The sequence below is a fragment of the Bremerella volcania genome (assembly GCF_007748115.1).
GTDB classification, from domain to species: Bacteria; Planctomycetota; Planctomycetia; order Pirellulales; family Pirellulaceae; genus Bremerella; species Bremerella volcania.
In genome coordinates this window covers 6,274,540-6,298,749 of record NZ_CP036289.1, presented here as the reverse complement: position 1 = coordinate 6,298,749, position 24,210 = coordinate 6,274,540, and the positions used below count along the sequence as shown (strand labels likewise).

General features: G+C 57.2%; 25 protein-coding genes. 10 read left to right on the top strand and 15 right to left on the bottom strand.

The annotated features are described in order from the left end of the window. Positions 1-56 precede the first annotated feature (56 nt). The 6 genes from miaB (at position 57) to Pan97_RS25195 (ending at position 3,876) form a co-directional block, all read left to right on the top strand. Positions 57-1,487, top strand: a complete 1,431-nt coding sequence (gene miaB, locus Pan97_RS25220; protein WP_144977689.1) for a tRNA (N6-isopentenyl adenosine(37)-C2)-methylthiotransferase MiaB — start codon at positions 57-59, stop codon at positions 1,485-1,487. Between the two features lie 131 nt (positions 1,488-1,618). Then, positions 1,619-2,194 (top strand): NADPH-dependent FMN reductase, encoded by a 576-nt coding sequence (locus Pan97_RS25215; RefSeq protein ID WP_144977687.1) that lies wholly within the window; start codon positions 1,619-1,621, stop codon positions 2,192-2,194. A gap of 118 nt (positions 2,195-2,312) precedes the next feature. Then, positions 2,313-2,657 (top strand): hypothetical protein, encoded by a 345-nt coding sequence (locus tag Pan97_RS25210; RefSeq protein WP_144977685.1) that lies wholly within the window; start codon positions 2,313-2,315, stop codon positions 2,655-2,657. Positions 2,658-2,685: 28 nt separating this feature from the next. Continuing rightward, entirely contained in the window at positions 2,686-3,060 is a 375-nt protein-coding gene (locus Pan97_RS25205) for a hypothetical protein (protein WP_144977683.1), read from the top strand. Positions 3,061-3,066: 6 nt separating this feature from the next. Then, positions 3,067-3,432 carry a hypothetical protein gene (locus Pan97_RS25200; protein ID WP_144977681.1) on the top strand — a complete coding sequence of 122 codons (366 nt, stop codon included), beginning with the start codon at positions 3,067-3,069 and terminating at the stop codon, positions 3,430-3,432. A gap of 78 nt (positions 3,433-3,510) precedes the next feature. Then, entirely contained in the window at positions 3,511-3,876 is a 366-nt protein-coding gene (locus tag Pan97_RS25195) for a hypothetical protein (protein ID WP_144977679.1), read from the top strand. A gap of 4 nt (positions 3,877-3,880) precedes the next feature. On the opposite strand, the gene Pan97_RS26385 is transcribed toward Pan97_RS25195, so the two are convergent. The 8 genes from Pan97_RS26385 to Pan97_RS25160 form a co-directional block, all read right to left on the bottom strand. After that, complete coding sequence (locus Pan97_RS26385; RefSeq protein ID WP_165698970.1) at positions 3,881-4,027, bottom strand: hypothetical protein; 147 nt, start codon at positions 4,025-4,027, stop codon at positions 3,881-3,883. A 202-nt stretch (positions 4,028-4,229) separates the two neighbouring features. Further along, positions 4,230-5,156, bottom strand: coding sequence for a hypothetical protein (locus Pan97_RS25190; protein ID WP_144977677.1), 927 nt, complete (start codon positions 5,154-5,156; stop codon positions 4,230-4,232). A gap of 509 nt (positions 5,157-5,665) precedes the next feature. Beyond that, a complete protein-coding gene (locus Pan97_RS25185) occupies positions 5,666-6,070 on the bottom strand; it encodes a hypothetical protein (RefSeq protein WP_144977675.1) in 405 nt (134 codons plus the stop codon). Between the two features lie 43 nt (positions 6,071-6,113). Then, positions 6,114-6,323 (bottom strand): CDGSH iron-sulfur domain-containing protein, encoded by a 210-nt coding sequence (locus Pan97_RS25180; protein WP_144977674.1) that lies wholly within the window; start codon positions 6,321-6,323, stop codon positions 6,114-6,116. A gap of 243 nt (positions 6,324-6,566) precedes the next feature. Beyond that, positions 6,567-6,797: a hypothetical protein gene (locus tag Pan97_RS25175; protein ID WP_144977672.1), complete on the bottom strand. Its 231-nt coding sequence runs from the start codon at positions 6,795-6,797 to the stop codon at positions 6,567-6,569. A 2-nt stretch (positions 6,798-6,799) separates the two neighbouring features. After that, entirely contained in the window at positions 6,800-7,669 is an 870-nt protein-coding gene (locus Pan97_RS25170; protein WP_144977670.1) for a radical SAM protein, read from the bottom strand. A gap of 93 nt (positions 7,670-7,762) precedes the next feature. Then, on the bottom strand, positions 7,763-8,257 hold the full coding sequence (locus tag Pan97_RS25165) for a MarR family winged helix-turn-helix transcriptional regulator (protein WP_144977668.1): 495 nt from the start codon (positions 8,255-8,257) through the stop codon (positions 7,763-7,765). Positions 8,258-8,349: 92 nt separating this feature from the next. Then, positions 8,350-8,943 carry a hypothetical protein gene (locus Pan97_RS25160; RefSeq protein WP_144977666.1) on the bottom strand — a complete coding sequence of 198 codons (594 nt, stop codon included), beginning with the start codon at positions 8,941-8,943 and terminating at the stop codon, positions 8,350-8,352. 253 nt (positions 8,944-9,196) lie between these two features. Here Pan97_RS25160 and Pan97_RS25155 point away from each other — a divergent pair, with 253 nt between their 5' ends. Continuing rightward, positions 9,197-10,774: a 30S ribosomal protein S1 gene (locus tag Pan97_RS25155; protein WP_165698969.1), complete on the top strand. Its 1,578-nt coding sequence runs from the start codon at positions 9,197-9,199 to the stop codon at positions 10,772-10,774. 223 nt (positions 10,775-10,997) lie between these two features. Here Pan97_RS25155 and Pan97_RS25150 read toward each other — a convergent pair whose 3' ends face one another. The 7 genes from Pan97_RS25150 to Pan97_RS25120 all read right to left on the bottom strand — a co-directional run bounded on the left by Pan97_RS25150 (position 10,998) and on the right by Pan97_RS25120 (position 17,216). Next, positions 10,998-11,369: a hypothetical protein gene (locus Pan97_RS25150; protein ID WP_144977662.1), complete on the bottom strand. Its 372-nt coding sequence runs from the start codon at positions 11,367-11,369 to the stop codon at positions 10,998-11,000. A gap of 199 nt (positions 11,370-11,568) precedes the next feature. Further along, complete coding sequence (locus Pan97_RS25145) at positions 11,569-11,910, bottom strand: hypothetical protein (protein WP_144977660.1); 342 nt, start codon at positions 11,908-11,910, stop codon at positions 11,569-11,571. A gap of 197 nt (positions 11,911-12,107) precedes the next feature. Continuing rightward, a complete protein-coding gene (locus Pan97_RS25140; RefSeq protein ID WP_144977658.1) occupies positions 12,108-13,013 on the bottom strand; it encodes an alkaline phosphatase family protein in 906 nt (301 codons plus the stop codon). Between the two features lie 92 nt (positions 13,014-13,105). Further along, positions 13,106-14,221 (bottom strand): hypothetical protein, encoded by a 1,116-nt coding sequence (locus tag Pan97_RS25135; RefSeq protein WP_144977656.1) that lies wholly within the window; start codon positions 14,219-14,221, stop codon positions 13,106-13,108. Then, positions 14,218-15,330: a hypothetical protein gene (locus tag Pan97_RS25130; protein WP_144977654.1), complete on the bottom strand. Its 1,113-nt coding sequence runs from the start codon at positions 15,328-15,330 to the stop codon at positions 14,218-14,220. Before Pan97_RS25130 ends, Pan97_RS25135 begins: the two co-directional genes overlap by 4 nt. A gap of 81 nt (positions 15,331-15,411) precedes the next feature. Next, positions 15,412-15,921: a hypothetical protein gene (locus tag Pan97_RS25125; protein WP_144977652.1), complete on the bottom strand. Its 510-nt coding sequence runs from the start codon at positions 15,919-15,921 to the stop codon at positions 15,412-15,414. 29 nt (positions 15,922-15,950) lie between these two features. Then, complete coding sequence (locus tag Pan97_RS25120; RefSeq protein WP_144977650.1) at positions 15,951-17,216, bottom strand: beta-ketoacyl-[acyl-carrier-protein] synthase family protein; 1,266 nt, start codon at positions 17,214-17,216, stop codon at positions 15,951-15,953. A gap of 384 nt (positions 17,217-17,600) precedes the next feature. Between Pan97_RS25120 and Pan97_RS25115 the strand changes: the two genes are divergently transcribed. The 3 genes from Pan97_RS25115 (at position 17,601) to Pan97_RS25105 (ending at position 24,022) form a co-directional block, all read left to right on the top strand. Further along, positions 17,601-18,755 (top strand): fatty acid desaturase family protein, encoded by a 1,155-nt coding sequence (locus tag Pan97_RS25115; RefSeq protein WP_144977648.1) that lies wholly within the window; start codon positions 17,601-17,603, stop codon positions 18,753-18,755. A gap of 239 nt (positions 18,756-18,994) precedes the next feature. Continuing rightward, positions 18,995-19,429 carry a YidH family protein gene (locus tag Pan97_RS25110; protein WP_144977646.1) on the top strand — a complete coding sequence of 145 codons (435 nt, stop codon included), beginning with the start codon at positions 18,995-18,997 and terminating at the stop codon, positions 19,427-19,429. A 189-nt stretch (positions 19,430-19,618) separates the two neighbouring features. Next, positions 19,619-24,022, top strand: a complete 4,404-nt coding sequence (locus tag Pan97_RS25105; protein ID WP_144977644.1) for a DUF7133 domain-containing protein — start codon at positions 19,619-19,621, stop codon at positions 24,020-24,022. Positions 24,023-24,210 lie beyond the last annotated feature (188 nt).

Sequence of the window (24,210 nt, the reverse complement as noted above, 5' to 3'; positions counted from 1 at the left end):
AGTGTCACCCGAACTCCAGGCTGTCTGTCCGTCACGCCATACGAAGATTCGTCCGCATGGAAAAACGTCTTTTTATTGAAACCGTGGGTTGTCAGATGAACATGCTCGATAGCGAGCTGGTCGTGGCCTCGCTCCGCAAGCAAGGTTACGTCCTGACGACCAAACCGGAAGAAGCCGATACCCTGCTCTTCAACACCTGCAGCGTGCGTGCTCAGTCGGAAAACAAGACGTACAGCCACCTCGGCATGCTGCGCGACCTGAAAGAGAAGAACCCCGAGAAGGTCATCGGCGTGATGGGCTGCATGGCCCAGAACCATCAGCACAAGATCTTCACCCGGGCACCCTACGTCGACCTGATCGTCGGGCCCGGCCAACTGCATCAGATTCCTTCGATGATCGACAAGATCAACGCCGGCCAGGGGAAGCAGATTGAAGTCAGCCTGGGGCGTAAGGATGGTACCCGCGATCAAATCACACGCAGCCACGAAAGCTTCGATCCGCTGCGCGATCCCGAGATGCGTCCCACTCCGTTTCAGGCCTACGTGCGAATTCAAATCGGCTGCGACAAGTTCTGCACGTACTGCATCGTGCCGAGCGTGCGCGGCCCCGAGCAGGGACGTTCGCCGGAAGACATCCTTCGCGAAAGCCGTCACCTGGCCGAGCACGGCACCGTCGAGATCACGCTCGTCGGTCAGACCGTCAACAGCTACAAGGCCACCGACTCAAGCGGCAAGCTCTGGCGACTGGCCGATCTGCTGGCTGAGCTGCAAGAGATTGAAGGACTCGAGCGCATCAAGTTCGTGACCAACTACCCGAAGGACATGACGCGGGAACTGCTGGAAGCGGTTCGCGATTTGAGCAAGGTCTCGCCGTATCTCCACGTGCCGCTGCAAAGTGGCTCGGACGAGGTCCTCAAGCGGATGAAACGCGGCTACACCGTGGCCGACTATCGCGAGATGATGGCCCGCATTCGCGAGATGGTGCCTGGCTACGCGGTCAGCAGTGACTTCATCGTCGGTTTCTGCGGCGAGACGGAAGAAGACTTCCAGAAGACGGTCGAGCTGGTCGAAGAGTGCCGTTTCAAGAATAGCTTCATCTTCAAGTACAGCCAGCGCGAAGGAACGCGCGGCGCGGACCTCTTCATCGATGACATACCGCATCACGTGAAGCAACAGCGCAACAACGACCTGCTGGCGATCCAGAATCGCATCAGCCTGGAAGACAACCAGAAGCTGATCGGCGACACGGTCCACGTGCTGGTCGAAGGTCCCAGCAAGACGGCCCTCAAGAAGGCGGATGAAGTCGAGAACCCGCACGCGACGCAGTTGATCGGACGCACGCACTGCGACCGGATCGTCGTCTTCGATGGTAACCCGCGACAGATCGGCAAGATCATGCCGGTGGTGGTTTACGATTGCCACGCGCATACGCTGTTCGGCGAAGTCGTCACGCAGCAGTGCGGCCCGGAACTCTTTGCCCTGGGTTAGTGTCTCGTTTGATTGCAATTCCCGGGGTTGCTTGCGCGGCCTGCGGTGATGAGTGGTCACTTTTCTCGGTTGCTTCCGTTGTTACGATGATGGTTCAGTCCCAAAGTCTTGACCCGTAGGAGCCGCCCGACATGAGCCGACCGAAGATCCTCGCTTTCGCAGGAAGTGCCCGCCGCGATTCGTTCAACAAAAAGCTGATTCAAATCGCCGTGAAAGGGGCTCAAGAGGCTGGGGCCGAGGTCACACTGCTCGACCTGGCCGACTTTCCGATGCCGCTGTACGACGGCGACCTGGAAGCCGAGCATGGAATCCCAGAGAACGTCAAGACGTTGAAAGAGTTATTCCTGGCGCATCAGGGGTTGTTGCTGTCGTGTCCGGAATATAACAGTTCGATCACGCCTCTGCTTAAGAACACGATTGACTGGGTCTCGCGGCCAGTTGAAGGGGAAGGGCGACTGGCTGCGTACCAGGGTAAAGTGTGCGCGCTGATGAGTGCCTCGCCGGGGGCGCTAGGCGGACTGCGCGGGCTGGTCCACGTGCGAGCCATTCTGCAAAACATCGGGGTGATCGTGCTGCCCAAGCAGATGGCTATTTCGCAGGCTAATAATGCGTTTGCTGATGATGGTTCCCTCAAGGATTCCCAGCAGCAAGAAACGACTGAAGGTCTGGGAAAATCTTTGTGTGGTTTCTTAGAGAAACTGCAATAATCAATGTTGCCGAATGAATCCGTTTTGCGGTACTGCAAAACACGTTTATTTGAGGGTCTCCTTGTCGTTATTCCTTTTCTCGTCAAAAAAACTCTCAATTTCGCATATCAAAGTCGACATGGTGGAGCATTGCGTCTACCTGGAATTCATCGTTTCGGGAGATCCCTCGGAACCCCAGTGGATCGCGTTGATGCACGATATTGTTGAGCCAATCAGCAAGACGGGGAAATCTCGAATTTTCGTCGATTTGTCGGGCATATCAAACGCGATTGATCCAATGAATCACTATCGTATGGGAATTCGAGCCGGCGCGACTTTCGGCATCCGCGCTTGCCTGGCAGCTTTGCGGCCAGTTTGGGATGACGATAACTTCTGGGAGACCGTCGCGACGAATCGTGCTGCGATCGCCAAATCGGGAGACGATCGTATGACGCTGCTTAATTGGCTTACCAGTGACGCATGAGGACCTATCACTTTGCGTGTTTATCGTCATGTCCAAGTTTGAACATCCTTACATAGAACATGCCGAGTACCTGGAGTTCGTCGTTCCGGAAGAAGTGCGCGACGAAGAAGCGTTCAAAGAACTGTTACAAGCCATGGTCGAGGCCACCAAGAAAACCGGCAAACGACGGATTTTCGTCGATCGAGGTCAAAGCGACAAAACCGTTCGGACTGACCCCATGGTAATCTATCGTATGGCCGTTCGAATGGGTGAAGCATTTGGTGCGTCGGTCCGCATTGCGGCTTTCTCGCATTGGGCTGATCAAGATACGTTCTGGGAAGACGTCGCGACCAATCGCGGGGCGATTGTCAGGGCCAGTAGCGATCGCGCGAGCTTGCTAACGTGGCTGCTACAGGAAGATTGAATTCTCATGACTGATTTCACGATCGTCCTACAGGAGCATCCTCGGTACTTGCAGTACACCCTGTCGGGCGATCACACCGTTGAAGATTGGATCGATCTGCTGCACCAGATGGCGGCCGATAGCGAGCGGTTAGGCAAGTCGCGAATATTCGTCGATGCATCCCAGGTCACGCTTTCCAACAGCGTGATGTTGCGGTATCGGATCGGAGTTCTTACCGGCGAAATTTTCGGGGCAAATGCAAGGATCGCAACGCTCGCTCGAGCGGACGATCCAGATCAGCTCTGGGAAACCGTCGCGACCAATCGGGGAGCCATCGTCAGGTCAGGGCGCGATCGCGACAAGCTGCTCGAGTGGCTCGATGAAGTTGCTTGACGACGTTAGTGAGGGTGTTAGAGTTGCGGTCACGAGGAACCTGGCCGTATTCCCTCGATGCGTTCGAAGTGGGACACCATGAAGAAACTCAGCGTCGAAAAGATCGAGCACCCCGGCTTTCTTGAGTTCGTATGCACAGGCGACCATGTCCCGGAAGATTGGGAGGAGTTGGTCGACTTGATTTATCAAGAGTGCCAACGCACCGGCAAGAATGGTGTTCTGGTCAATGGAATGAGCTTGAGTTCGGTCATGGACAACATGACCCGTTATCGTGTTGGGCTGCTGGTCGCGGAGAAGTTCGGCCCATCCTACAAGGCCGCGGCGCTCATGCCGCGCGAGCATATCAACTTCTTCTGGGAAACGGTCGCGCACAATCGCGGCGCGAAGGTAAGAGCGGCCAGCGATCGCGACACGCTGGTGGCCTGGCTTAGCGAGCAGGATTAGCGGCTTACCACTTGGGGATATGCAGTTTGCGATTCATCAGCACGGCCCAGATGGTCATGCCAATCATGATGATGCCTGCCGACATCAATACGGTTAGGTCCAAGTACAGGGTCAAGCCCAACAGGCCCGCGAATACCACGAGATAAGACATAAGATGGTTCCAACAAGAAAGACGAGACTTTGTTGGAAGCTTGGGTCGCATCTGCCCCTTTCGCAAGCAAGCGGTAGGCAGCAAACAGGAACAATCTAAGCTGCACGGCCGGCAGAACCTGCGGAATCGCTACAACTGCGCGGCCCATAAAAAATGGCTACCGGACCGATCGTCCGATAGCCACTACAAATGTCGCATTAGTCTAGAAAGGGGCAGGCTGCTGCCCATCTGCCATCGGCTTCTTGGCCTTCTCTGGCTCACCGCTGGGGGCATTCACCAGAACCTTCAGCGACTCCAGGCAGCTGACCATGTCTTCCTGGCTGATCTCTTCCCAGCCGGCACTGCGATGGCGAATGATGGCCAGCTTGAACGCCTCGAACGCATCCAGTACGTCGTCCGGCATCGAACCGATCTCGGCAAACGGCTTCACCAACGAAGGGGCTTCGGTCGAATCGCCGATTTCACCTTCGGCCAGCCCTGATTCCCGAGCGTGCGTGTCTTGCTCTTCATCGCCGAAATCAGGACCTTCGTGCAAGGGTCCGCTGGGGCCATCCATTTCGCCAATGGAGCCGCGAACTTCGTCGTCGCTGCCTTGGGCCGGTTCGTAGTCTTCGTCCACTTCCGAAGCGATCACGTCGTCGCTCGGGCGATCGGCTTCCAGCTTGCCCATCGTTTCCCAGCGTTGGTTTCGCATCGAGGCGACTGACCACTTGTTTTCAGCGGCACCTTCCAGCCACATCTCGGCGTCGTCCCATTCGATGGCGGCCTGGAAGTGGCTCCAGAAAAGGCCATCATAAGTGGGGTAGTTATCACCGAAACGCTCGAAGACCCGGCGCAAACGACCGACATGCTGACCGGTCACTCCCCCCACGCGACGAGCCCAGGCATCGTCGGCGTATTCGGAAGTAGGCGCCCCTGCCTCCTGCAGAGACGTTCGCCACTGATAAATGATCTTTCCCTTGTCCCAGTTGGTCGTGCTGATCAACTTGGTCCACTGACCCAAATAGGGAGCCGAAGCTGCTTCCAGCTTGGCCAGCAGTTCGTCGCTCAAGGGGAATTCGGACGCGGTGGTTTCCGCCGCAGGTTGGGTGGTATCGGTTGCGGCGAGATCGACAGTTGGTTCTTCCATGCGGACTTGGCTTCCTATCCTTTCGAGACGTGATCCAAATGGGCCCGGCACGCCCACAATTCTTCTCGCGGAGCGGGGCCAACTTTCAAGAGGCACGAATTCTACGCACTGACCTGAGGAGCGTTCCACCAAGTAACACCCGGTGCGGTAAAAATTCTGCTGGCTTGTGGCACCAAGAAGCGTCCATGCAACAACTTAGACCTTCACAAAATCTCCATATCCGAGCGTCCGAAATGGGGATAACTTGTCAGCCGTATGTCGAACCTGCGTCACGAAATTGAAAGTCGCTGACGAGTAGGTTTTCGCCCTGACAAGAGATGCCGAAAATACGGTTTTCGCCGAGAAAACGCGATGAAAACTTCACGTCGAGAATGCCGCTGGTTCTTAGCTTTTTTTAAGAGAAGACCAACCACGGATTACACGGATAAGAAGATGAGTTAGGTGCCACACTCACGTCTTATTGGGCGTGCCTTATCAGCCCCAAGGGGCGAGGGGACGGCAACGCGTGCTTACAGTTCTTCGTCCAGCGCGCCATAGGGTACGCGAGCGAGGTCTCCTTGCAGGTCGTCGTAGAAAGTCGAAACCGCCTCGACGGCCATGGCGTGGAAATCGTCTTCGCGGGTTGGTCCTTCCAGGGGACCGACTTCGCCGATCGGTGTGGCGGCATCGTCGAGGTATTTTTCGCTGAACATCAACAGCGGATGAAATCGCTCGCCACTGACGCCAATCCAGCCCATGTCGAACACCTGACCCATGCTCATGCCGAATTGGGCGCAGATGCTTTTGCGAATTCCTTGATCTTCGATGCCGTTTTGCTGGAGCGTGGCATCGAGTTCTGCGACCTGTGCCAATAGATAGGCGTTCATCAGGTTACAGTACGTTTCCGTATCGCGACGGATATCGACCGGTTCCATATTCGTTCTCCTGGCGATGGTGGCAGATGCGGGAGACGTCTGTCTAGGCCGGGTTGGCGCGATCTTCGGAAGTGAATCCGCAATGCTTGTGCTTGCCGTCGCAAAACGGCTTGTTGTCCGAATGGCCGCAGCGGCACAGGGCGATGCTAGGCTTGTCGATGGTGTAGGAGTTGCCCTCGGAGTCTTCGAGCGTCACCGGTCCCTCGACCAAAAAGGGGCCGTTGTCACGGATGCGAATCTTGGTTTCAGACATATCCCGATCCTTCACTGGGTTGGTTGGCTAGTGGACCTAATTACTTGCATTCTAGAGGCGCCTGGCGGCAAGGGGGAAGTGTTCCGTTTTCGGTTTTCAATCGTAGGATGGCTACCGGCGTCTTCGGCGGATAGCCATCTTTCCTCACAGCAAAGGCGTCAAGCATAAGGTGGCTATCGGCTAAGAAGCCGTAGCCAGCCTACGGCTTGCTGAAAACGGAACACTGAAAACTTCAAACTAAATTCATTCATCATCCGAGCCCAACCGTCGTCGGCGGTTCCATAACAATACTCCCCAAAAGAGCAAAAAGCCGGCCATGCAGGCAAACACGATCAAACCGCGGCGGATGTCGTACCCGCGGGTTCCTTCGGCCAGGCCCAGATACGAACCGATGGCCAGGTAGATGCCCCACAAGGCGAGCGCAGCGATCACGCCGGCCATCAGGTATACGGTATTTTTCGACTCAGAAGCCATGCCTAGTAGTCCGAACTGCCATAGTAAACTTCCGCTGGTAGTCCTGTGCGATCGCGGACAGCTTGGGCGATCGCGTCGACCTCAAAGTCCTCGAGCGGCGTGACGATCGACTCGGCCGGCTTGCGGGCCACGGTGTAAACCTGGACCAGCTTGATCTGGCCGCCCCCTTGGGTGATTTCGTTCAAGCGATCGCAGAAGGCCGCAATCTCTTCGGCGTTGGGGCTTTCGCCCAGCAGTTTCAGGAACATCGATTGAATGACGATCGGACGCAGCTTCGCGGCCAGCAGCAGGTTATCGAGAACCCGCTGAAAGGGAATCTTGGTTCGTTCGATGGTGCGGTAGTACTCTGCCGTGCCGGCGTCGAGCTTGGCCCAGATCTCGCCTTGGTTGGCGTCGAGGATCTCGAGACCGCGCTGCACGTGCGGCCGATGAAACATGGTGGCGTTGGTAATCAGCACCATCTTCACGTCGTCGAGACCATGCTTACGCTTGATCTCGGCACTGCGCTCGATCAGATCGTCGAAGTTTTTATAGGTGGTCGGCTCGCCATCGCCGCTGAATGCGATGTCGTTGACGCGCCGCAGATGGGGCGGCGTCTCGGCGAACTTGGCCGTGTGAAAGATTTCGCCGGACGCACACAGGTCGAGCATTTCCTCCAGTTCGTGGAAGTAACGATCGCTTTCGACGAAGCGGACTTCGCTTTCAGTGCGGCGATCGACCTGGCAGTAGATGCAATCGAAATTGCAGATCTTGTCGGGATTTAAATTAACACCAACCGATAGCCCCTTGCTCCGGCGAGAAAGGACCGGGTAGACGAACCGGTTCCCTTCGAACGTGCGCTGGTGTTGGGTGTGGAGGTGGTGCGTATTCATCAAGTTTTCAGTTTGTAGTATTCAGTTTTCAGTGTGAGTGAGCTTGGCTCAACCAGTCTTATTACTGAAAACTGAAAACTTGATTCTACTCGATTATCGCGTCTGCGTGGCTTGCTTCTGGCCGATGGGCTCTGCTGGGATATTATGCCCGGGGAGTTCGGAAAGCAAATTGCCGCGAATGACCGCCAGCGTGCCTTTGGCCTTCTGGACTTCTTCCTGCGGAACGTCGCGGAGGGCCTTGGCTCGCACGCTTTTGGCGCAATTGACCATTTGTTCCCACATGGGTTCCACCTTTTCGGTGGCGCGGATGATCTTCTTGCGGCGATCGTTGGGGTCGGTCTCGCGGACGATCCAGCCGTCGCGTTCCATGCGGTCGATCACCCCGACAAGCGTGGGGGCTTCGATACGCATCTGGTCGGCCAGTTCGCTTTGGGTGATTTCACCCATGTACGAGAGCCAGCACAAGACTTCCCATTGGCGATAGGTGATGCCGAGTTTCCCCAGTTCATCGTTCATCGCACGCGTCATCAGATGGGCGACACTGAAAACCCAATAGCCCAAGCTATCTTCAAAGTCGTAACGGAGCATTCTATTCTCTTCGGTCGGAGGCTGAATAATTGAGATGAGATAATGGACGAGCCAGCCTTGCTTCTCTGTCTTTGCCAGTGGTCATCCGAGCGCTAAAAAGCACGCGAATAACAGTATTCAAACAACGTTTCCCATTCTGACTGGGCTACTTTGCGTAAAAGTTCCTCGTTTGCGCACTTGCCGCGAGCCGTGGCTTCACAAGCGTCCACCATCGCCATCGGGTCCCAATGTCGCTCCGCCAGGAATTGGGTATAGCGATCGAGGTTTTCGCCGGAAGCCAGCGAATTTGCCCTTTCGGCGAGCGCCTCCATCGCGGGGTGATCGCCCGTGCGGCGGAACCAATACTTGGCATTGCCATAGTCTGGCTCGCGCCGATGCATGATTCCGTGCCAGTAGCTGCCGGTGGAACTGGGCAAATCCTGGCTTACCGTGTGCGACTCATCCAAGTAATTCCAGAGCAGCCACAAACCGCTGATACAAGCGCGAGCCATCTCGTGATCTTTCACCGGTTTGTTACTCAAGGAATTAACATCGATTGCCTGGAGCCGCTCCAGCACCGACCGATCCGGATTACCAGGGCCCAGGGGGCACAAGGGGGCATTCTGGATAAGTTCGGCGATTTCAGTGGGGTACGGATCGAAATTCATGCCTATGCTGGGGTCACTTCCAAGAGGGGTTCGCTTCATGGCAAATCTACCATGGACACAGCTTAACAGGTTTTCAGCCGCTAGCGGCCTAACTATTTCGAAAATCGAACTACCACGCTCGTAGGAGGCTAGATTCCCTGTTCAGGCCGATTTTTGCTGATAAACTCAGTTACTTCGCCCTCTTACTATAGAGGTGACCAAGAGGGCGCTAATAGTTACACCCCCTTTCGGTTTTCTGATTCTCGTCCGAGGCTTTCCCATGTCGACTGATCCTCAGAAGGATCCCGCTTCCGTGGAACCCACCCCCCAATCTCCTGAAGCTTCGGCCCCGGAGGCTTCTTCCGCCGCTCCTGCACCCGCAGAAACCCCAGTCGAAAACACCGCCGATGGCGACGACAAGGAAAAGAAGAAGGTGCTGATCGGTTCGCAGCGAGATGCTCCGGCACCAGCGCCCGCCAAGCGTCAGCCCCCCAAGCCCAAGCGTCCTTCGCAGCCCAGACCCGCCGAAGACAACGACGATCCGACCCAAATCCCGGCCGACCTGAGCGAAACGTTGGCCGAGGCCTCGCAGGAAGAAGGCGAGCCGGACTACCGCTTGCCAGTCGAGGGGGGCAAGGTTCACGTCCCCAATCGCCGCGAGACGATGGAAGACATCGAAGCCGAACTGGAAGCCGCGTTCGGTGGAACGTCGATCGACGACGTGATGAGCAACCAAACGCCAGCCCCGGCGGCCGTTCGCCTGGACGAAGGAGACCGCGTGACCGGCACCGTCATTCGCGTGCATCGCGAAGACGTCTTCTTCGATCTGCCCCAAGGCAACCAAGGGATCGCTTCGATTCGCAGCTTCGTGGCACCTCCTTCGGTGGGCGACAAGCTCGAAGTTTCGATCGGCACGTTCAACGGTAGCCAGCGTCTCTATGAAGTCGGCATCCCCGGTGCTTCGACCAGCGTTCAAGACTGGGGAGACATCAAGGAAGGAATCGTCGTCGACGCGGTGGTTGATGGCGTGAACAAGGGTGGCCTCGAGTGTGCCGTCGGTACGGCTCGCGGCTTCATCCCGGCCAGCCAGGTTGCGACCTACCACGTGAAGGACCTGGAAGAGTTCAAGGGACGCAAGCTGCAGTGCCTGGTGACCGAAGCCAATCCCGAGAAGCGCAACCTGGTGCTCAGTGCCCGGGCAGTCGCCGAGAAGATGGCCGAAGACAACAAGAAAAACGTCCTGGGCAGCTTGACCGTGGGTCAGGTTCGCGAAGGGACCGTCACGCGTATTCAAGACTTCGGCGCATTCGTCGACATCGGCGGCGTCGATGGCCTGGTTCACGTGAGCCAGATCAGCTGGGACCGCGTATCACATCCTTCCGACGTCCTGGCCGAAGGTCAGGCCGTGAAGGTGAAGGTTACCAAGATGGATCCCGAGACCGGCAAGATCGGTCTCTCGATCCGCGACACCATGGAGAACCCCTGGCAAAAGGTCGCCAGCGAGTTCGCCGTCGGCAAGGTCGTGCCTGGCAAGGTGACCAAGCTGATGGACTTCGGTGCGTTCGTTGAAATTGCCCCTGGCATCGAAGGCCTGGTGCACGTCAGCGAAGTGAGCTACAGCCGCATCAGCCGTGTTTCCAGCGTACTGAAAGTGGGTGAAGAAGTCGAAGTGAAGGTCCTCAGCATCGACCAGGCCAAGCGCCGGATCAGCCTCTCGATCAAAGCCACCCAGCCGCCACCGGCCGACTCGAAGCAAGGCGGCCGCCGCAAGGACGAGCCGGAAACCGACGTCGACCGCGAACTGTCGGTCAAGAAGAAGTCGAACCAGCCACTCAAAGGGGGCATCACCAACGACCAAAGCGAAGGCGCCAAGTTCGGCTTGAAATGGTAACACCTACCAGCAAAACTTGATTCACAAAGAAGCCCTCACAATAAACCGTCGAGGGCTTTTTTAATTCCTGTCCCCTCGCCCCTTGGGGGAGAGGGTTAGGGTGAGGGGGTGAACAAGGTACACGCCGTCAACGTTTCGAGGAGAACGTAAAGTTAGACCCGAGTTCTTCCGAGCCCCAACGGGGCGACATAGTTGGTGAATATCGCACGACTATGTCGCCCTTTCAGGGCTTGGATTTTTTCTGATCGCCTACCAGGGGCTGACGCCCCTGGCTATTATCTGTCGCCCCGTTGGGGCTTGGAACGCATGCCCAAGTGGACGTGGGCATGGCACCCGGCTCAGCTCTTTGCATGTTGAGCTGAGCGAGCGCCGCGCTTTGGCTCATGCCCAGGAACCCCGGTCGGAGACCATGCTCGTTCAGCTCGCGCAAAGCTTCATGATTGACGTTGAGCAAGACCAAAAGACCCATTAACGGCAACGGAACCAGACACGGTAACGGAAGTAGAATCAGCGAGCCGCAAAGAATGGCGACCAGTGTCGAATAGATCTGCTGCGCCAGACGAAAGATGACGAAGGCCGCGATAAAACGAAGCACCAATAAACGATCCACTTCACTCGGGTCGGAAGCGAGATTCCCACAATCCACAATAGCATTGGGCCTATCACGAATCCGAGCCTCCTCATCCGTGGCAGACTGGGTCGAATTCAGGCTCGGTGATCGAAATGGGGAGTCGTCATGCGTCATCCCTGCATTATAGTAAGGCCCCGGCGAGCGTGGATTGTTTCGTTGTCCGTTACGACTCGTCTCGTTTCCTGAGCGATCGGAGTTGTATCCTGGCTTCCGATTGGCTCATGCCCATCGGGCCAGGTTTTAGCCCCTGACGCTTGAGAACGCGGACGGCTTTTTGATTGACGATGGCCAAGACAGGCAAGCCCAAGATGACCGTCAGCATCAAGAGCCCGCAAAGGATCGCGATGCTGGTTGAATAGACCAACTGGGACAGGCGAAAGACGACCACGGTTGAGACCAGAATGTAGCACCAAAACGGAATTAACAAGTAGCGAACGGGAATTCCCAGGCCGATCAGAGAAAATAGCCAAGGGACGATCGTAAATCCGGCGAAAACCAGAAGCAAGATTTCCGTCGTTCGGTGAAACCAGACGATCTGAAGGACATGGGCCTCCTCATCCACCTGAGGTTGAGTGGAGTCCAGACTCGGTGATCGAAATGGGGAGTCGTCGGGTGTCACGCCCACATTATAGTAGGGCCCGCGTGTCGCGGGTCGAATTCCTGGTAGTAACTACGCGGCCCGTGCGAGCGAGGGTCCCTCCTTTACTTCAGCCCAACCGCGTGTCCGTCCAACTCCCAGGCTTCGTCGATCTCGACGCCCAGGTACGTCAGCAAAGTCGGCACCGCATCGACGATGTAGACCTGTTTTTCAAACTTCCCTCGCTTGGCGGCTTCGCCGCTGACGATCAGGAAGCTGTTCAGGATGTCGGGGTTTTTGTGTCCGCCGCCGTGTCCTTTGCCGGAGCCGCCGTGGTCGCTGGTGACGACGATCAGCCACTGTTGGTCGGTGCGTTTTTCGATTGCTTCGAGCACGCTGCCGACCAGCGTATCGACATGCTCGATCGCGGCAATGTACTCAGGGACCGTGGGGTGAAAGCCGTGGGCGTGGCCGGCTTCATCGACTTCGCCCAGGTAGAGCATCATCGCGGTGGGGCCGTCATCCTTGGCGAGTTCCACGATGGCCGCGGCGGCTGCGTCGTCGTCGGCTTCGGCGTACGAGGTCCCCTTCTTCGTGTCGATCGATACGTCGGCCGACGAAACGATGTACTGGGCGATCGGTGTCCAGTTGATGATCGAAACGGTCTTCGCCTCCGGCATGCTCTTCTTCACGTAGTGAAAGAAGTGCGGGTACTTGTCGAACTTGGGCTCCTTAAAGCCGTTGTCCTGCACATTGTGCTTGTCGGCCCAGACGCCGGTGTTGATGCTGCCCCAGCCAGGCCCGCTGACGGTGTCGTTCTTCAGGTAACGATCCCCCAGGATGAGCGCCGTCGGCGAGTAAATCCCGTTCTCGCGCAGCTTATCGAGGTTCGGCGTTTTGGCCTTGGTCAACGCATCGAAACGGCAGCCATCGATGCCCAACAGCAGGACGTGCTTCGATTTTTCGGCGGCGGAAAGGGAGCTTCCAGCAACCAGCAGGGCAACAATCGCAAGTGAAAATAAACGGGGCATGGCAGACCCTTTCTTTTTGAGAGGAAAAATTGTTGACCTAAAGTCTACGCAGCCTGATGGGTAGATTCCATCCGCCGGGCATCAAGTTTCCGTTAAAGAGCTCGCTCGCTCGGATCATCGGGAATGGCCTGAAGCACCGCTTCGATCGAAGTAACAAGCTGGCGCGAATCGGGATGGTGGTAGATGTCTGCCCACGACTGTTCGACGGCCCGCGTACCCTGCGTGGTGATGAAGGTGAGCCGGGCATTGGTCGCTGGTGGTGCCGCGGGGCGGGGGAAATCGTACTTCGCGACGCGGTCGAGCCACTGGTCTGCCTGGGCCAGCAGCTTCTCGATTTCAGCAGAAAGTTTGGGCGATGGCGCGGTTACCATCGCGCATTCGCCCAGTCGATCGATGAAGATGCAAATCCCGCCTTGATAACATGCCAGGAAGATCGGATCGTCGTCGCCGGGAAGTTCCCAGATCACCGCCAGGATCTGCAGCGGTGGAAGCGTTCGTGCTTGCGACTTCAGCAGCCGACAGTGCTGAATGCGAACGCGAGCATCGACCATCTCGTTTCCGGCGTAATCCTCCCAGCTGTGCAGGACCTCGGTCAGATCAGGCAGCGTCGGCCAAGGAAAGCTCCCTTTGATGGCCGCCGCTTGGGCGAGGAAGGGGTCGTCGCAGAATGCGAGGTTATATAGTTGGTTCTGTTGGGCCGTGGAAAAGGGTTCGTGAAAGGTGGTGCCGAACAACGACTTCACCAGATTGGAAAGGGCCAGCCAATCGACCCCAATGCCCGATAGCGGTACGCGCTGCTGAGCCAGAACGTGTCGGGCATGATCGATCACGATAAATAGACTGATAACGGCGAGCCAGGGGATCACGCTCAGAAACAGCAACACCGCTCGTTTTTTGTTGTCGTACTGAAATGCGTCGGCTAACTGCCGCACGCTGTAAAGACCCATGCCGACGGCACCCACCAGGACAAGCAGCGCCGCTATAACAACTAGTTGAAGTACTTCCGCTTTCCACTGGTCCCGCATCCAACTGGTCAGCATGAGCACGGCCAACATACCGGCCTGAACGTACGCCGCGAGCGTCGCCCAGCCCAACTGCTGGCCGATGTTGTACAAGTAGTCCCCCATGATGCTACGGACCTGGTCCGCTTCCTCATCGAGGCCCGCTGGCGAAGCGAACGGCGACTCTTGCGATTCCGGAATCGTCATGCCAGTTGTTGGTTGATAGGAACGATCAGCCGCACATCGTTATCGACCGGCGGGGCAGGCTCTTTCGGCTCGGCCAGGTTGATCACCGCAAAGGCGATCACGCCGTGCAGGATGGCCAGCACCAGGAGGCCTCCGATGACGTTGGTCATGACGCTACTGCGAAGTTTGGCGGCGACTTCCGCGGCGGTTCCTCGCTTCAGGCGGTTGACGACCATGCTTCCCTTGCGCGGCATGAGCCCGCGTCGGGCTTCGTCGTAGATACCGAAGACAACGACCTCTTCGCCGGGTTCGATACGTTTTTCGATGAGTTTGGGTAAGGGACCGAAGACTCGATTCTCTTCGGTGAGTTCTCCTTCGTCTTCATCCTCTTCATCGTCCTCCTGGTTAACGCCAGCCGCGGCATCGATCGCTGCGGCTTCTTCAATGGTCATCAAGTCGGTTTCGCTCCCGAAGGGGATGACTTGATCGAGGGGCGTGTTGGTTAGCCGTAGGTGCCTGACCACGCGGCCATCGTCGTCCGACCAGACTTCGCCGAAGACGGCCAAGACCGAAACGACCTTCATGCCCGATCGATCTTCGAATTCGGTGTTTTGTAAGAACTCGCGAGCAGCGGAAATGGCCGAGGAACTCAGGCAGTTGTCGGCGATCGCATCGTCGACCATCGGAAAGCCCAACAGGCGAACATCTCCCCACGAGGTTTGGATTTTGCAAGGCGACATCAAAAAGCCCGCGAAGTCGGAGGCTGTGTTTTCATCGGCGCTATCCGACGTGTCGACTTCAGGCTTGCAAACGTCGTACTCGCAGATCACGCACGGCTTGCCGGAGAAGGGAGCTTTCAGCGGCTCCCCTTCGGGGCGAATGCGTCCGGCGACGGCGATCTTGCAGCCATCGTTTAGTTGCAATCCGAACTCGGCCTTCGAGATCAGCGACCAGTCGCTCCAGGCTGTCCAGGCGTTGGTTAGTGCCCCGATGCAGAAGAAGGTGATCAGGCCCGAGATGCCGCCGGAGATCAGCCCTTCGGGACGCTGGAAAACCTGGTCGAACGCGTACATATAGCCGGCTACCAATACGGCCAGCAAAAGCAGCGAGAGACCACATCCCTTGAGCATCGTGAACAACCCTGGACGAGAATGCGTCAGTTACTCGCCACGGCGAGACATTCCTTTTAGTGTAGCCTGCTTCCCGGCGTTTCATACTGAGGTTTTGGGATCGACCGGCGAGCCGTCGTCATGCCGCAACTGCTCGACGATCGCCTTATGCGACGGGCCAATCCAGCCGAATTTCAAACCATGAGAACGTAGTTCACGATGAATCAGTCGAGCCGCCAAGACGACCCCCACAATTGACACCAAAGGGATACCGGCAATCGCGACGATCCAATAATAGCGAATCAGGTATCCACATCGAGCAAGCACGAGGTAGACCACTATCCCCGAGATCACGCTGACGATTGAATAGACGATAAACAGCGTCGTAAGTGTCGTCAAAACAGAGAGGCTACTCGGATCCTTGCCAAGTGATTCCGCAACTGCGATGTAGGCGAACGCGGACGCATATAGACCACCGAGATAGCACGCACATAAAACCTCTAACCACCGAAGACCTCGGGCCAGTTTGAAAATCTCTTGCGAGCGTTTGTCGAACGAGTCGTGAGGCTGGTCGACAATTTCGGGAGATTTGAATGGAGAGTCATCCGTCATCGGTTTTCCCGTTGGTTCGATCCAAGGGGCTAGGCTTTGGCGACGACCATCGCCGCACATTGCCCTTTGCGGGTATGGCTGAGGATCAGGATCGCCGGCTTGTCGATATCCAATGGCTGACCATGAATGACTGGAATATCACACGCCGGGTCAGGCGTATCGTAATTCAAGGTCGCTGGGACCTTACCGTGCTGTAGGGCCAAGACGGCGACGCCTGCGTCGAGTGCTCCGCACGCGGATCCACTGTTGCCGTAATAGCTTTTCAGGGCCGCGACCGGGACGCCAGGGAGCGCGGCCTTGATGCCTTCGGCTTCGAGCGGGTCGTCGGCAATGTTGCCGGAACCGTGCGACACAATACATGCCAGGTCATCGGGGGTGATGCTGGAATCACGCAGGGTCGCGGCGATGCAACTGCTGACCGCGGTGGGGGAAACAGGGGCATCGGCGGTAACACGACCAAATGTCGAAGAGGCCCCGAGGACTTTGCCCAAAATATTCGCCCCGCGTGCTTCCGCTTTCTCGCGCGTTTCGAGAACCATCGCGGCGGCTGCTTCGCTGCTGACCGATCCGTCGCGATCTTTTTCAAACGGACGCGAGGCCTTCTCAGGCTCGTCGTTGCGGTGTGAAAGGAGCGAGTCGCCACGATACAGCAGAACATTCAAATTCAAACGAGAGCCGGTCGCCCCGGTGATCATGCAGTCCATCGTCCCGCGACGCAGGTGGGCCAGCGCTTCGCTTACCGCGTTGATCGCGCTGGCTTCTTCCAGGCAGATCGTGTTGTTGTGGCCGCGACCGTCGTAGTAGATACCCACGTGACAAGCGGGCATGTTGGGCAGGTACTTCAGCATCCACAGCGGGTTGGTTTCGCTCATCGCCGAGGGACCCCAGCGGTCGTGTTGGTACCAGCCCTCTTCGATGCACTGATCGTAGGCGGCCCGCAGGTCTTCGAAGTCGCTGTACATCATCTCGCTGCCGTAGACGACACCAAGACGTTCCGGGTCGACGCTGCCAGGCTCGAGGCCGGCCTGGTCCATCGCCAGAGCAGCCGCGGCGAATCCGGTTTGGATCTCGCGGCACATGACCTTCAACGCCTTGCGAGGCTTAACGTACTTCTTGCCGTCGAAGTCTTTCAGCTCGCCCCCGAAGGTGACCGGGTAGTCGGGCATGGTGAATACGGAAAGGGGCGCAATCCCAGACTTGCCAGCCATGAGGCTTTCCCAAACGGCCTCGTTGCCAATTCCGATGGGGCTCACTACCCCATTACCAGTAATTACGACTTCGACTTGGGACTGCATCCGTTAGCTTGGCTTTCCTGAAGCGATCGCGAAAGATTGACTGTTGTTATATCGGTAGGCCCTCCCCTTCCCTAGATCGGCCCGGCAACGACAAATTCGCCATTTGCGAAATTTTGCGGCAATGTCGATAATTTAGGAAGAAAATGCCATCTTGGAAGGGTGGGTGGTTAGAATTCCGTAAATTAAACTTTGCGTATGGATGTTGGCATCCCTGGGTTGATGTAATCGTCATCCTTTACCCTCCTTCCGCCGGAAACTTGACCGAGCCTGAACAATTGGCGGAACCCGCCCTATCGCCACAGCCGATTTTGATGCTTAGGAAGTAATCCCGAATCATGGACGGATTTCCCGAAACCGCGAACCCGGCAACGACTCGATACAGCCATGAGCGACACCTCCGACAAATCTTTGCAAGCTCCTTTGCACTGCAACAAGACCGATGATTTTTCGATGGCCGAGGCCCGTAAGTCGATTGGTGACTTGTTCCAGCCCAAGCCGTGGATCTACTGGACCGACTTTCTGGTGAGCTTCTCGGTCGGGCTGGTTTGCTTTCGGATGGTCCGTCAAAGCGAACTGTTCAGCTGGCAGCAAGCGTTGTTCTTCGTGATCAGCAGTTGTTTGTTTTACCGATTGGCGATGTTCATTCACGAACTGGTCCATCTTCGTACCGGCACCTTCACGGCGTTCCGCGTGACGTGGAACCTGCTGGTGGGCATTCCTTTCCTGATGCCGTCGTTCGTCTATTATACGCACCTCGATCATCATCGCCGAAAACACTACGGCACCGATATGGATGGCGAGTACCTCCCGATCGAATACGAAGGCCGCTGGCAGATTTTTGCCTTTTTAGCCTCGAGCTTTGTCGTTCCATTTCTGGCCGTTTTTCGTTTCCTGGTACTGACGCCACTGACCTGGATCAGCCCCCGTTTCCGCGACTGGGCATTTCAGCACGCGTCGTCGATGGTGATCGATCCGAAATACATTCGTCCGCTGCCGACCAAGACCGCCATGCGATTGATTCGTCTGCAGGAAGGGTTGTGCTTCCTGTGGTGCCTGGGCGTGCTGATTGGGGCACTGACCGTAGGTGGGTACCCGTATCCCTTCCTGATTCAGGCCTACTGTACCGGCGTGTTCATCCTGACGTTGAACGCCCTGCGTACGCTGGTCGCTCATCGTTGGCACAACCACGAAGGGGAAATGACCTTCCTGGAACAGTTGCTGGACTCGGTGAACTTTCCCGGCAACAAGTGGATTACCCAGATCTGGGCACCCATCGGTACGCGTTTCCATGCATTGCATCACATGTTCCCCTCGCTGCCGTACCACGCGATGCCGGAAGCGCATCGCCGTTTGATCGAGAAGCTGCCGGAAGGCTCGCCGTATCATCAGACGAACGAGACCTCTTTCACGCACGCGTTCCTCGATTTGTGGAAACGCTGCGGCCGGCTGATGAATCGTCCGGCCCGGCCAGCGACGCAAGCCGAATCGACGAACGTCGAACCGGCTTCCTCCCACAACGAGATGGCCAAGTCGGCTTAGTCGCTTCCAGGCTGAACACACGATGCGACCGGGTGTCCCAGAGGGATTTCTCTCTGGTAGCCGTAGGCTACAAGCGGCTAATGAGTTCGGTTGGAATTAGGTAGTGACTCAGCTTTGAGTTACGTTCTTGCATGAGCCGCCTGTCGGCAAGCCAACCCAGAGATCGCTCTCCGGGCCACTCAGTTGAGTTTCTGCATGATTGAACATTCGAACGAGACCCGTCAGAATCGTTCTTCATCATGAGCACTGAACAGCAAAAGCCGTTGCCACCGTCTGATCCGCGTGTCTTCTTCGCTGCCGAGCGGACCATGCTCGCGTGGCTGCGTACGGGGCTCGCCGTGATTGGCGTTGGGTTTCTGGTTGCGCGGTTTGGTTTGTTTCTCCGGATGCTCCGCCACCCCGGCGTCGATATCAGTCCGCCGCTGTTCTCTTCGCTAATCGGTATTAGTTTCGTTTTGTTGGGTGCCACGCTGATTGGCGTCTCGGCCTGGCAGCATAGGGGGTTCATTCGCGAGATGACGCTCGACCAGCGGCCCCGTCGTTACAGCATGTATCTGGCCGTGTGGGTATCGGCCGTCGTGACGCTTCTGGGATTGGCACTAGCAATCTACTTGCTTCTGAGTGTTTTTACCGGCGAGCCAATCCACGCGGCAGGTTCTTCCCCTTCTCAATAGGTGAAAGAGGAAGCCGAACGCGTCAGATTCACTTGTTTTCGGCTGAAATTGAGAGAATTATCTCAATCGAACGCCTATTCTTCGGTTCGCCGCGGGTTCCGATTCAGGCGTCATGAACTATAGTAAACGTGGACCCTCGCCCCACTTTCCCTCCCCTGAAAACTTCTAAAGCAAGTAGGTTTTTCCTAGATGACATCCTCCCGCTCGCTTTTTGCCCGCGTTTTGTCTGTAGTCACGCTTTGCCTTTTGCCGGCCACCCTTAGGGCGGCTGACGCCCCGAAGCCCATCAAGGCGCTGCTGGTGACCGGCGGCTGCTGCCACGACTACCAGACGCAGAAGAACATCATCAAAGAAGGGCTCGAAGCCAGGGCTCACATCGAAGTGACCGTGGTCCACGAAGGGGGCAGCACCACCGATACCAAGATTCCCCTCTACCAGAATCCCAACTGGGCAGAAGGGTACGACATCGTCCTGCACAACGAATGCTTCGCCGCGGTAAAAGATCCCGCGTGGACCGCGCGCGTGTTGAAGCCGCATCAGGAAGGCCTGCCAGGCGTCGTCATTCACTGTGCGATGCACTGCTATCGTGACGGAACCGATCAGTGGTTCAAGTTCTGCGGCGTGACTTCGCATCGTCATGGTGCCCATTATCCGCACGCCGTTTACAACTACGACGCACAGCATCCCATCATGCAGGGCTTCGGCCCTGCCTGGGCGAACCCGCAAGGCGAGCTGTATCACATCGCGAAGGTGTGGGAGAACACGCACGTGTTGGGGGCTTCCAAGGAGCTGAACCAAGGGGACGAGCACGTCTGCATCTGGACCAACCAATATGGCGACGCCAAGGTCTTCGGCACCACGCTTGGTCATCACAACGAAACGATGGAAGCCGACACATTCCTGAACATGTTGACCCGCGGCACGCTGTGGGCCTGCGATAAGCTGAGCGATGAATACCTGAAGCCAGTCGACGCCGCACCGAAGCTGGTTCCGGTGAATCTCGCTTTGGACAAACCGGCCAAGGCCTCGAGCGAAGAGACCGGCAAGAACAACTTCGCCAAGAACGCTTTCGATGGAGACAAGTCGACCCGCTGGTGTGCCGGCGGAGCGAACTACCCGCAGTGGCTGGAAGTCGACCTGGGCGAGCCGAAAGAACTGCGTGGCGCTCAGATCGATTGGGAATCGGAAGGGGGCGTCTATCAGTACACGATCGACGGCAGCGCCGACGGCAAGAGCTGGAAGACGATCGTCGACCAGTCGCAGAAAGACGACAACAAGCACGACTTTGAATTCGTCGCTGGCGGCTTCCGTTACATCCGCGTCAGCGCATTGAACAGCAAGCACGGCGGCTGGGCTTCGATTCGCGAGTTGCGCCTGCTCGGTAAGGAGATGATCGAAGTCGCTCCGGAGAAAGCCAAGCAGGACGAAGACGCTCAGAAGCTGGCCGAAGTGAAGCTGCCGGAAGGGTTCGAGAAGACGATCTTCGCGGCGCCACCGGCGGTGAACTATCCGGTCTTCGTGGCCGCTTCGCCGGAAGGAGACGTCTACGTTTCGGTCGACAAGAACGGTTCGCTCGATCGCGAACTGAAGCGCGGTGCCATCCATCGTCTGCGAGACACCGACGGCGACGGCAAGGCGGACGAGGTGAAGCTGTTCGTGCCGGACGTCGATTCCCCCCGCGGCATCGTGTGGGATCGCGATCGGTTGTACGTGCTGCATCCGCCGCATCTGAGTGCGTTCATCGACGAAGACGGCGACGGCCGCAGCGACAAGCAAGAGATTCTGATCAAGAACCTGGCGTTCACCTTCAAGGATCGCCCGGCCGACCATACGTCCAACGGTGTGACGCTAGGGATCGATGGCTGGTTGTACCTGGCGATCGGGGACTTCGGTTTCATGGAGGCTGAAGGGGCCGATGGACGCAAGCTACAGTGCCGCGGTGGCGGCGTGCTGCGGGTTCGTCCCGATGGCTCGAACATGGAGATGTACAGCTACGGCACGCGGAACATCCTGGAAGTGGCCGTCGACCCGCTGATGAATGCCTTCACGCGTGACAACACGAACGACGGCGGCGGCTGGGACATTCGCCTGCATCACTTCAGCGGCCTGGAAGACCACGGCTATCCCCGCTTGTACATGAACTTCGGCGAAGAGATCGTCCAGCCGCTGGCCGATTACGGTGGTGGTTCCGGATGCGGTGCGTTGTACATGGACGAACCCGGCTTCCCCGAAGGTTACGGCAACGCGCTGTACACCGCCGACTGGGGCCGCAGCTGGATCTATCGCCACAATCCGAAGCGGAAGGGAGCGACCTTCGAGGTCAATCAGGAAGAGTTTTTGGGATTGCCGCGCGTGACCGACCTGGACGTCGACGCCAACAGCAATATTTATGCTGCGAGCTGGAAGGGAGCGACCTTCAAGTATAACGGCGAGGACGTTGGGTATTTGGTGCAGGTGAAGCCGAAGGGATATAAGGCCGAGGCTTTGCCGAACCTGCGGGAAGCCAGCGAAGACGAATTGTTCGCGATGCTCTATTCAGAGAGTCATCGTCGCCGGTTGGCGGCTCAGCGTGAGTTGCTGGCCCGGAGTGACTTTAGCACGAAGAAAGGAAAAGAACTCGTTCTGGCAACTTTCAAGAAGGCTATGTCTATCGCGAAAGGGAAGGAATTCGATCGTAAGAAGCCCTCCCCTGAAACCCGAGTCGCAGCGCTCTACCTTGCGACGCAGATAGTGCTTGAGGCGAATTCAGTACGAGGCCCTGATATCTCTCTGGAAAGTAGTTTTGCTGAGTTTGAGCCGCTATTCTCTGACTCCGATATTGGCCCCTTGGTTATTCGAGCGCTATCTGACTTCGTCGCTGCCGGTGGGGTCAATTTAGAGATTAGTGCTCATGGCCCCCTCAATCGCTTGATTGAAGAACAATTCAACAGCAAGAATCCAAGAATGGTGTTGGAGGCCATCATTGCCAAAGGTCGGCTTACACCACCAGCGAACGTAACGAATTGGGAAAGTGAACGAGCTGGTGGCGCTGCCACATTCCTCGGTTCCGATGACCCTGTGCTTCGTCACACGGCATTTCGCACCGTGGTTAACCTGGAAGATTACGAGGCAATGTTTGCGATCATCGATGGCCGCACTGCCAGCGAGCGTAAACGCCAGTTCGCCTTATTCGCTCTGCAGCGGATGCACAAGCCGGAAGTGGTCGACGGGCTCATTGAACGTCTGGCCAAGGAAGACGATGCCTATCGTCGCCAAGGTTTGCTGACCGCGCTGTGCCGGCTCTACTTCGTCGACGGCCAATGGAAGGGGAACAGTTGGGGGACGCGGCCGGATACGCGAGGTCCTTACTATCAGCCTGAGAAGTGGGAACTGTCCGATAAAATCGGCGGCGTGCTGCGCAGTACGTTGGCTTCGGCCGATAACGAGGAATCGGCGTTCCTGCTCACGCAGCTTCAGCGACATCGAGTCGAACTGGATGGCACGCTGCGTCTGGCCCTGGAGAAAGCGGCTAACGATCCGAAGTTTGCCGCCGCGGCGGTGAACCTGATTGCATCTTCCAACGCGCTTCCCAGCGAAGCGATCGGACTGTTGAAGTCGACCGCCACCGGCGACGCTACCGACGCGGAAGTTCGCGGCCAGGCCGTCACGGCCCTGCTCCGCAGCACCGACGCGGATACCGTGAAGGTCGCACTCGCAGGACTCACCAAGCTGCACCAGGCCGACGCCAATAGTGCCGCATTCAAGAAGGCTTTCAGCCAGTTCCAGAACAAGGATCAGCTGAGCCGTCAGATCGGTGTGCTGGAAAGTCTCGCCAAGACGCCGACCACGGGTGAAGCAGTTTGGGCCGAAGCTGGTCTGCTGACCCTCTCGCAGCAAAAGAAGCTGTCGCCCGAAGTGGAAAGTACCGTGACCAGTTCGTTGGCTTCCGGCTGGAACGACCCGGCTCGTCAGCCGCAACTGCTTTCTGCGGCGATGATCGTCAACGATCGTCAGTTGGAAGATAAGGTCCTGGGACTGCTCGACAGCAAGAGTGCCGAGGTCGCTTCGGCCGCCAGCAAGGTCGCCGATGCCTGGAAGCTGAAGGCCCAGATGAACAAGCCGACCGGCCCGAAGGTGGCCACGATCGATCCGGCGGAGGTCATCAAGATGGTCGTCGGCATGAAGGGGAACAAGGCTCGCGGCGAACAGCTCTTCGCCAAGCTGGCCTGTAACAAGTGCCATACGGTCGATCCGAACGAAACGCCGCGCGGCCCTTACCTGCCGCAGGTTGCCAAGACCTACAAGCGGGATCAGCTGACCGAAGCGATCGTGCTGCCGAGTAAGTCGCTGGCCCAAGGCTTCGTGACCAATATCTTCCAGATGGAAGACGGCCGCCTGCTGTCCGGCTTCATCACCTTCGAAGGCCCGGAGAAGATCGTCATCCGTGATAACCAGGGGAACGAAATCACCTTGAACCCCGACGAGATTCTCGGCCAGAAAAAGGACGACATCTCGATCATGCCGGTCGGCCTGGCTAACGAGGCAACCGTCCAGGAACTGGCCGACCTGGTGACCTACCTGGAAAGCCTGGCCTCGAAGGCTGGTACGAAGTAGGGGAGGATTTAGCCACCGAGGGCACAGAGATCACAGAGAGAAAGAAAGAGAAGAGTAACCACGGATGACACGGATAAGAAGTCTGTTGCCTTAAGTATCGTGACTAAGCCTCTTAGATTGAATCTATTCAAGAGCTATCGACAAAGTCGATGGCTTTTTTTTATCCGTGATATCCGTGGTCAAAAAAT

Excerpts from the sequence above, each read along its gene's own strand:
- Pan97_RS25105 (WP_144977644.1), top strand. The coding sequence starts at position 19,619 with ATGACATCCTCCCGCTCGCTTTTTGCCCGCGTTTTGTCTGTAGTCACG.
- miaB (WP_144977689.1), top strand. The coding sequence starts at position 57 with ATGGAAAAACGTCTTTTTATTGAAACCGTGGGTTGTCAGATGAACATG.
- Pan97_RS25140 (WP_144977658.1), bottom strand. The coding sequence starts at position 13,013 with ATGCCCCGTTTATTTTCACTTGCGATTGTTGCCCTGCTGGTTGCTGGA.
- Pan97_RS25110 (WP_144977646.1), top strand. The coding sequence starts at position 18,995 with ATGAGCACTGAACAGCAAAAGCCGTTGCCACCGTCTGATCCGCGTGTC.
- Pan97_RS25185 (WP_144977675.1), bottom strand. The coding sequence starts at position 6,070 with ATGGAACCGGTCGATATCCGTCGCGATACGGAAACGTACTGTAACCTG.
- Pan97_RS25120 (WP_144977650.1), bottom strand. The coding sequence starts at position 17,216 with ATGCAGTCCCAAGTCGAAGTCGTAATTACTGGTAATGGGGTAGTGAGC.
- Pan97_RS25180 (WP_144977674.1), bottom strand. The coding sequence starts at position 6,323 with ATGTCTGAAACCAAGATTCGCATCCGTGACAACGGCCCCTTTTTGGTC.
- Pan97_RS25210 (WP_144977685.1), top strand. The coding sequence starts at position 2,313 with ATGGTGGAGCATTGCGTCTACCTGGAATTCATCGTTTCGGGAGATCCC.
- Pan97_RS25190 (WP_144977677.1), bottom strand. The coding sequence starts at position 5,156 with ATGGAAGAACCAACTGTCGATCTCGCCGCAACCGATACCACCCAACCT.
- Pan97_RS25205 (WP_144977683.1), top strand. The coding sequence starts at position 2,686 with ATGTCCAAGTTTGAACATCCTTACATAGAACATGCCGAGTACCTGGAG.
- Pan97_RS25160 (WP_144977666.1), bottom strand. The coding sequence starts at position 8,943 with ATGAAGCGAACCCCTCTTGGAAGTGACCCCAGCATAGGCATGAATTTC.
- Pan97_RS25215 (WP_144977687.1), top strand. The coding sequence starts at position 1,619 with ATGAGCCGACCGAAGATCCTCGCTTTCGCAGGAAGTGCCCGCCGCGAT.
- Pan97_RS25130 (WP_144977654.1), bottom strand. The coding sequence starts at position 15,330 with ATGCTCAAGGGATGTGGTCTCTCGCTGCTTTTGCTGGCCGTATTGGTA.
- Pan97_RS25115 (WP_144977648.1), top strand. The coding sequence starts at position 17,601 with ATGAGCGACACCTCCGACAAATCTTTGCAAGCTCCTTTGCACTGCAAC.
- Pan97_RS25195 (WP_144977679.1), top strand. The coding sequence starts at position 3,511 with ATGAAGAAACTCAGCGTCGAAAAGATCGAGCACCCCGGCTTTCTTGAG.
- Pan97_RS25170 (WP_144977670.1), bottom strand. The coding sequence starts at position 7,669 with ATGAATACGCACCACCTCCACACCCAACACCAGCGCACGTTCGAAGGG.
- Pan97_RS25175 (WP_144977672.1), bottom strand. The coding sequence starts at position 6,797 with ATGGCTTCTGAGTCGAAAAATACCGTATACCTGATGGCCGGCGTGATC.
- Pan97_RS26385 (WP_165698970.1), bottom strand. The coding sequence starts at position 4,027 with ATGTCTTATCTCGTGGTATTCGCGGGCCTGTTGGGCTTGACCCTGTAC.
- Pan97_RS25125 (WP_144977652.1), bottom strand. The coding sequence starts at position 15,921 with ATGACGGATGACTCTCCATTCAAATCTCCCGAAATTGTCGACCAGCCT.
- Pan97_RS25165 (WP_144977668.1), bottom strand. The coding sequence starts at position 8,257 with ATGCTCCGTTACGACTTTGAAGATAGCTTGGGCTATTGGGTTTTCAGT.
- Pan97_RS25200 (WP_144977681.1), top strand. The coding sequence starts at position 3,067 with ATGACTGATTTCACGATCGTCCTACAGGAGCATCCTCGGTACTTGCAG.
- Pan97_RS25135 (WP_144977656.1), bottom strand. The coding sequence starts at position 14,221 with ATGACGATTCCGGAATCGCAAGAGTCGCCGTTCGCTTCGCCAGCGGGC.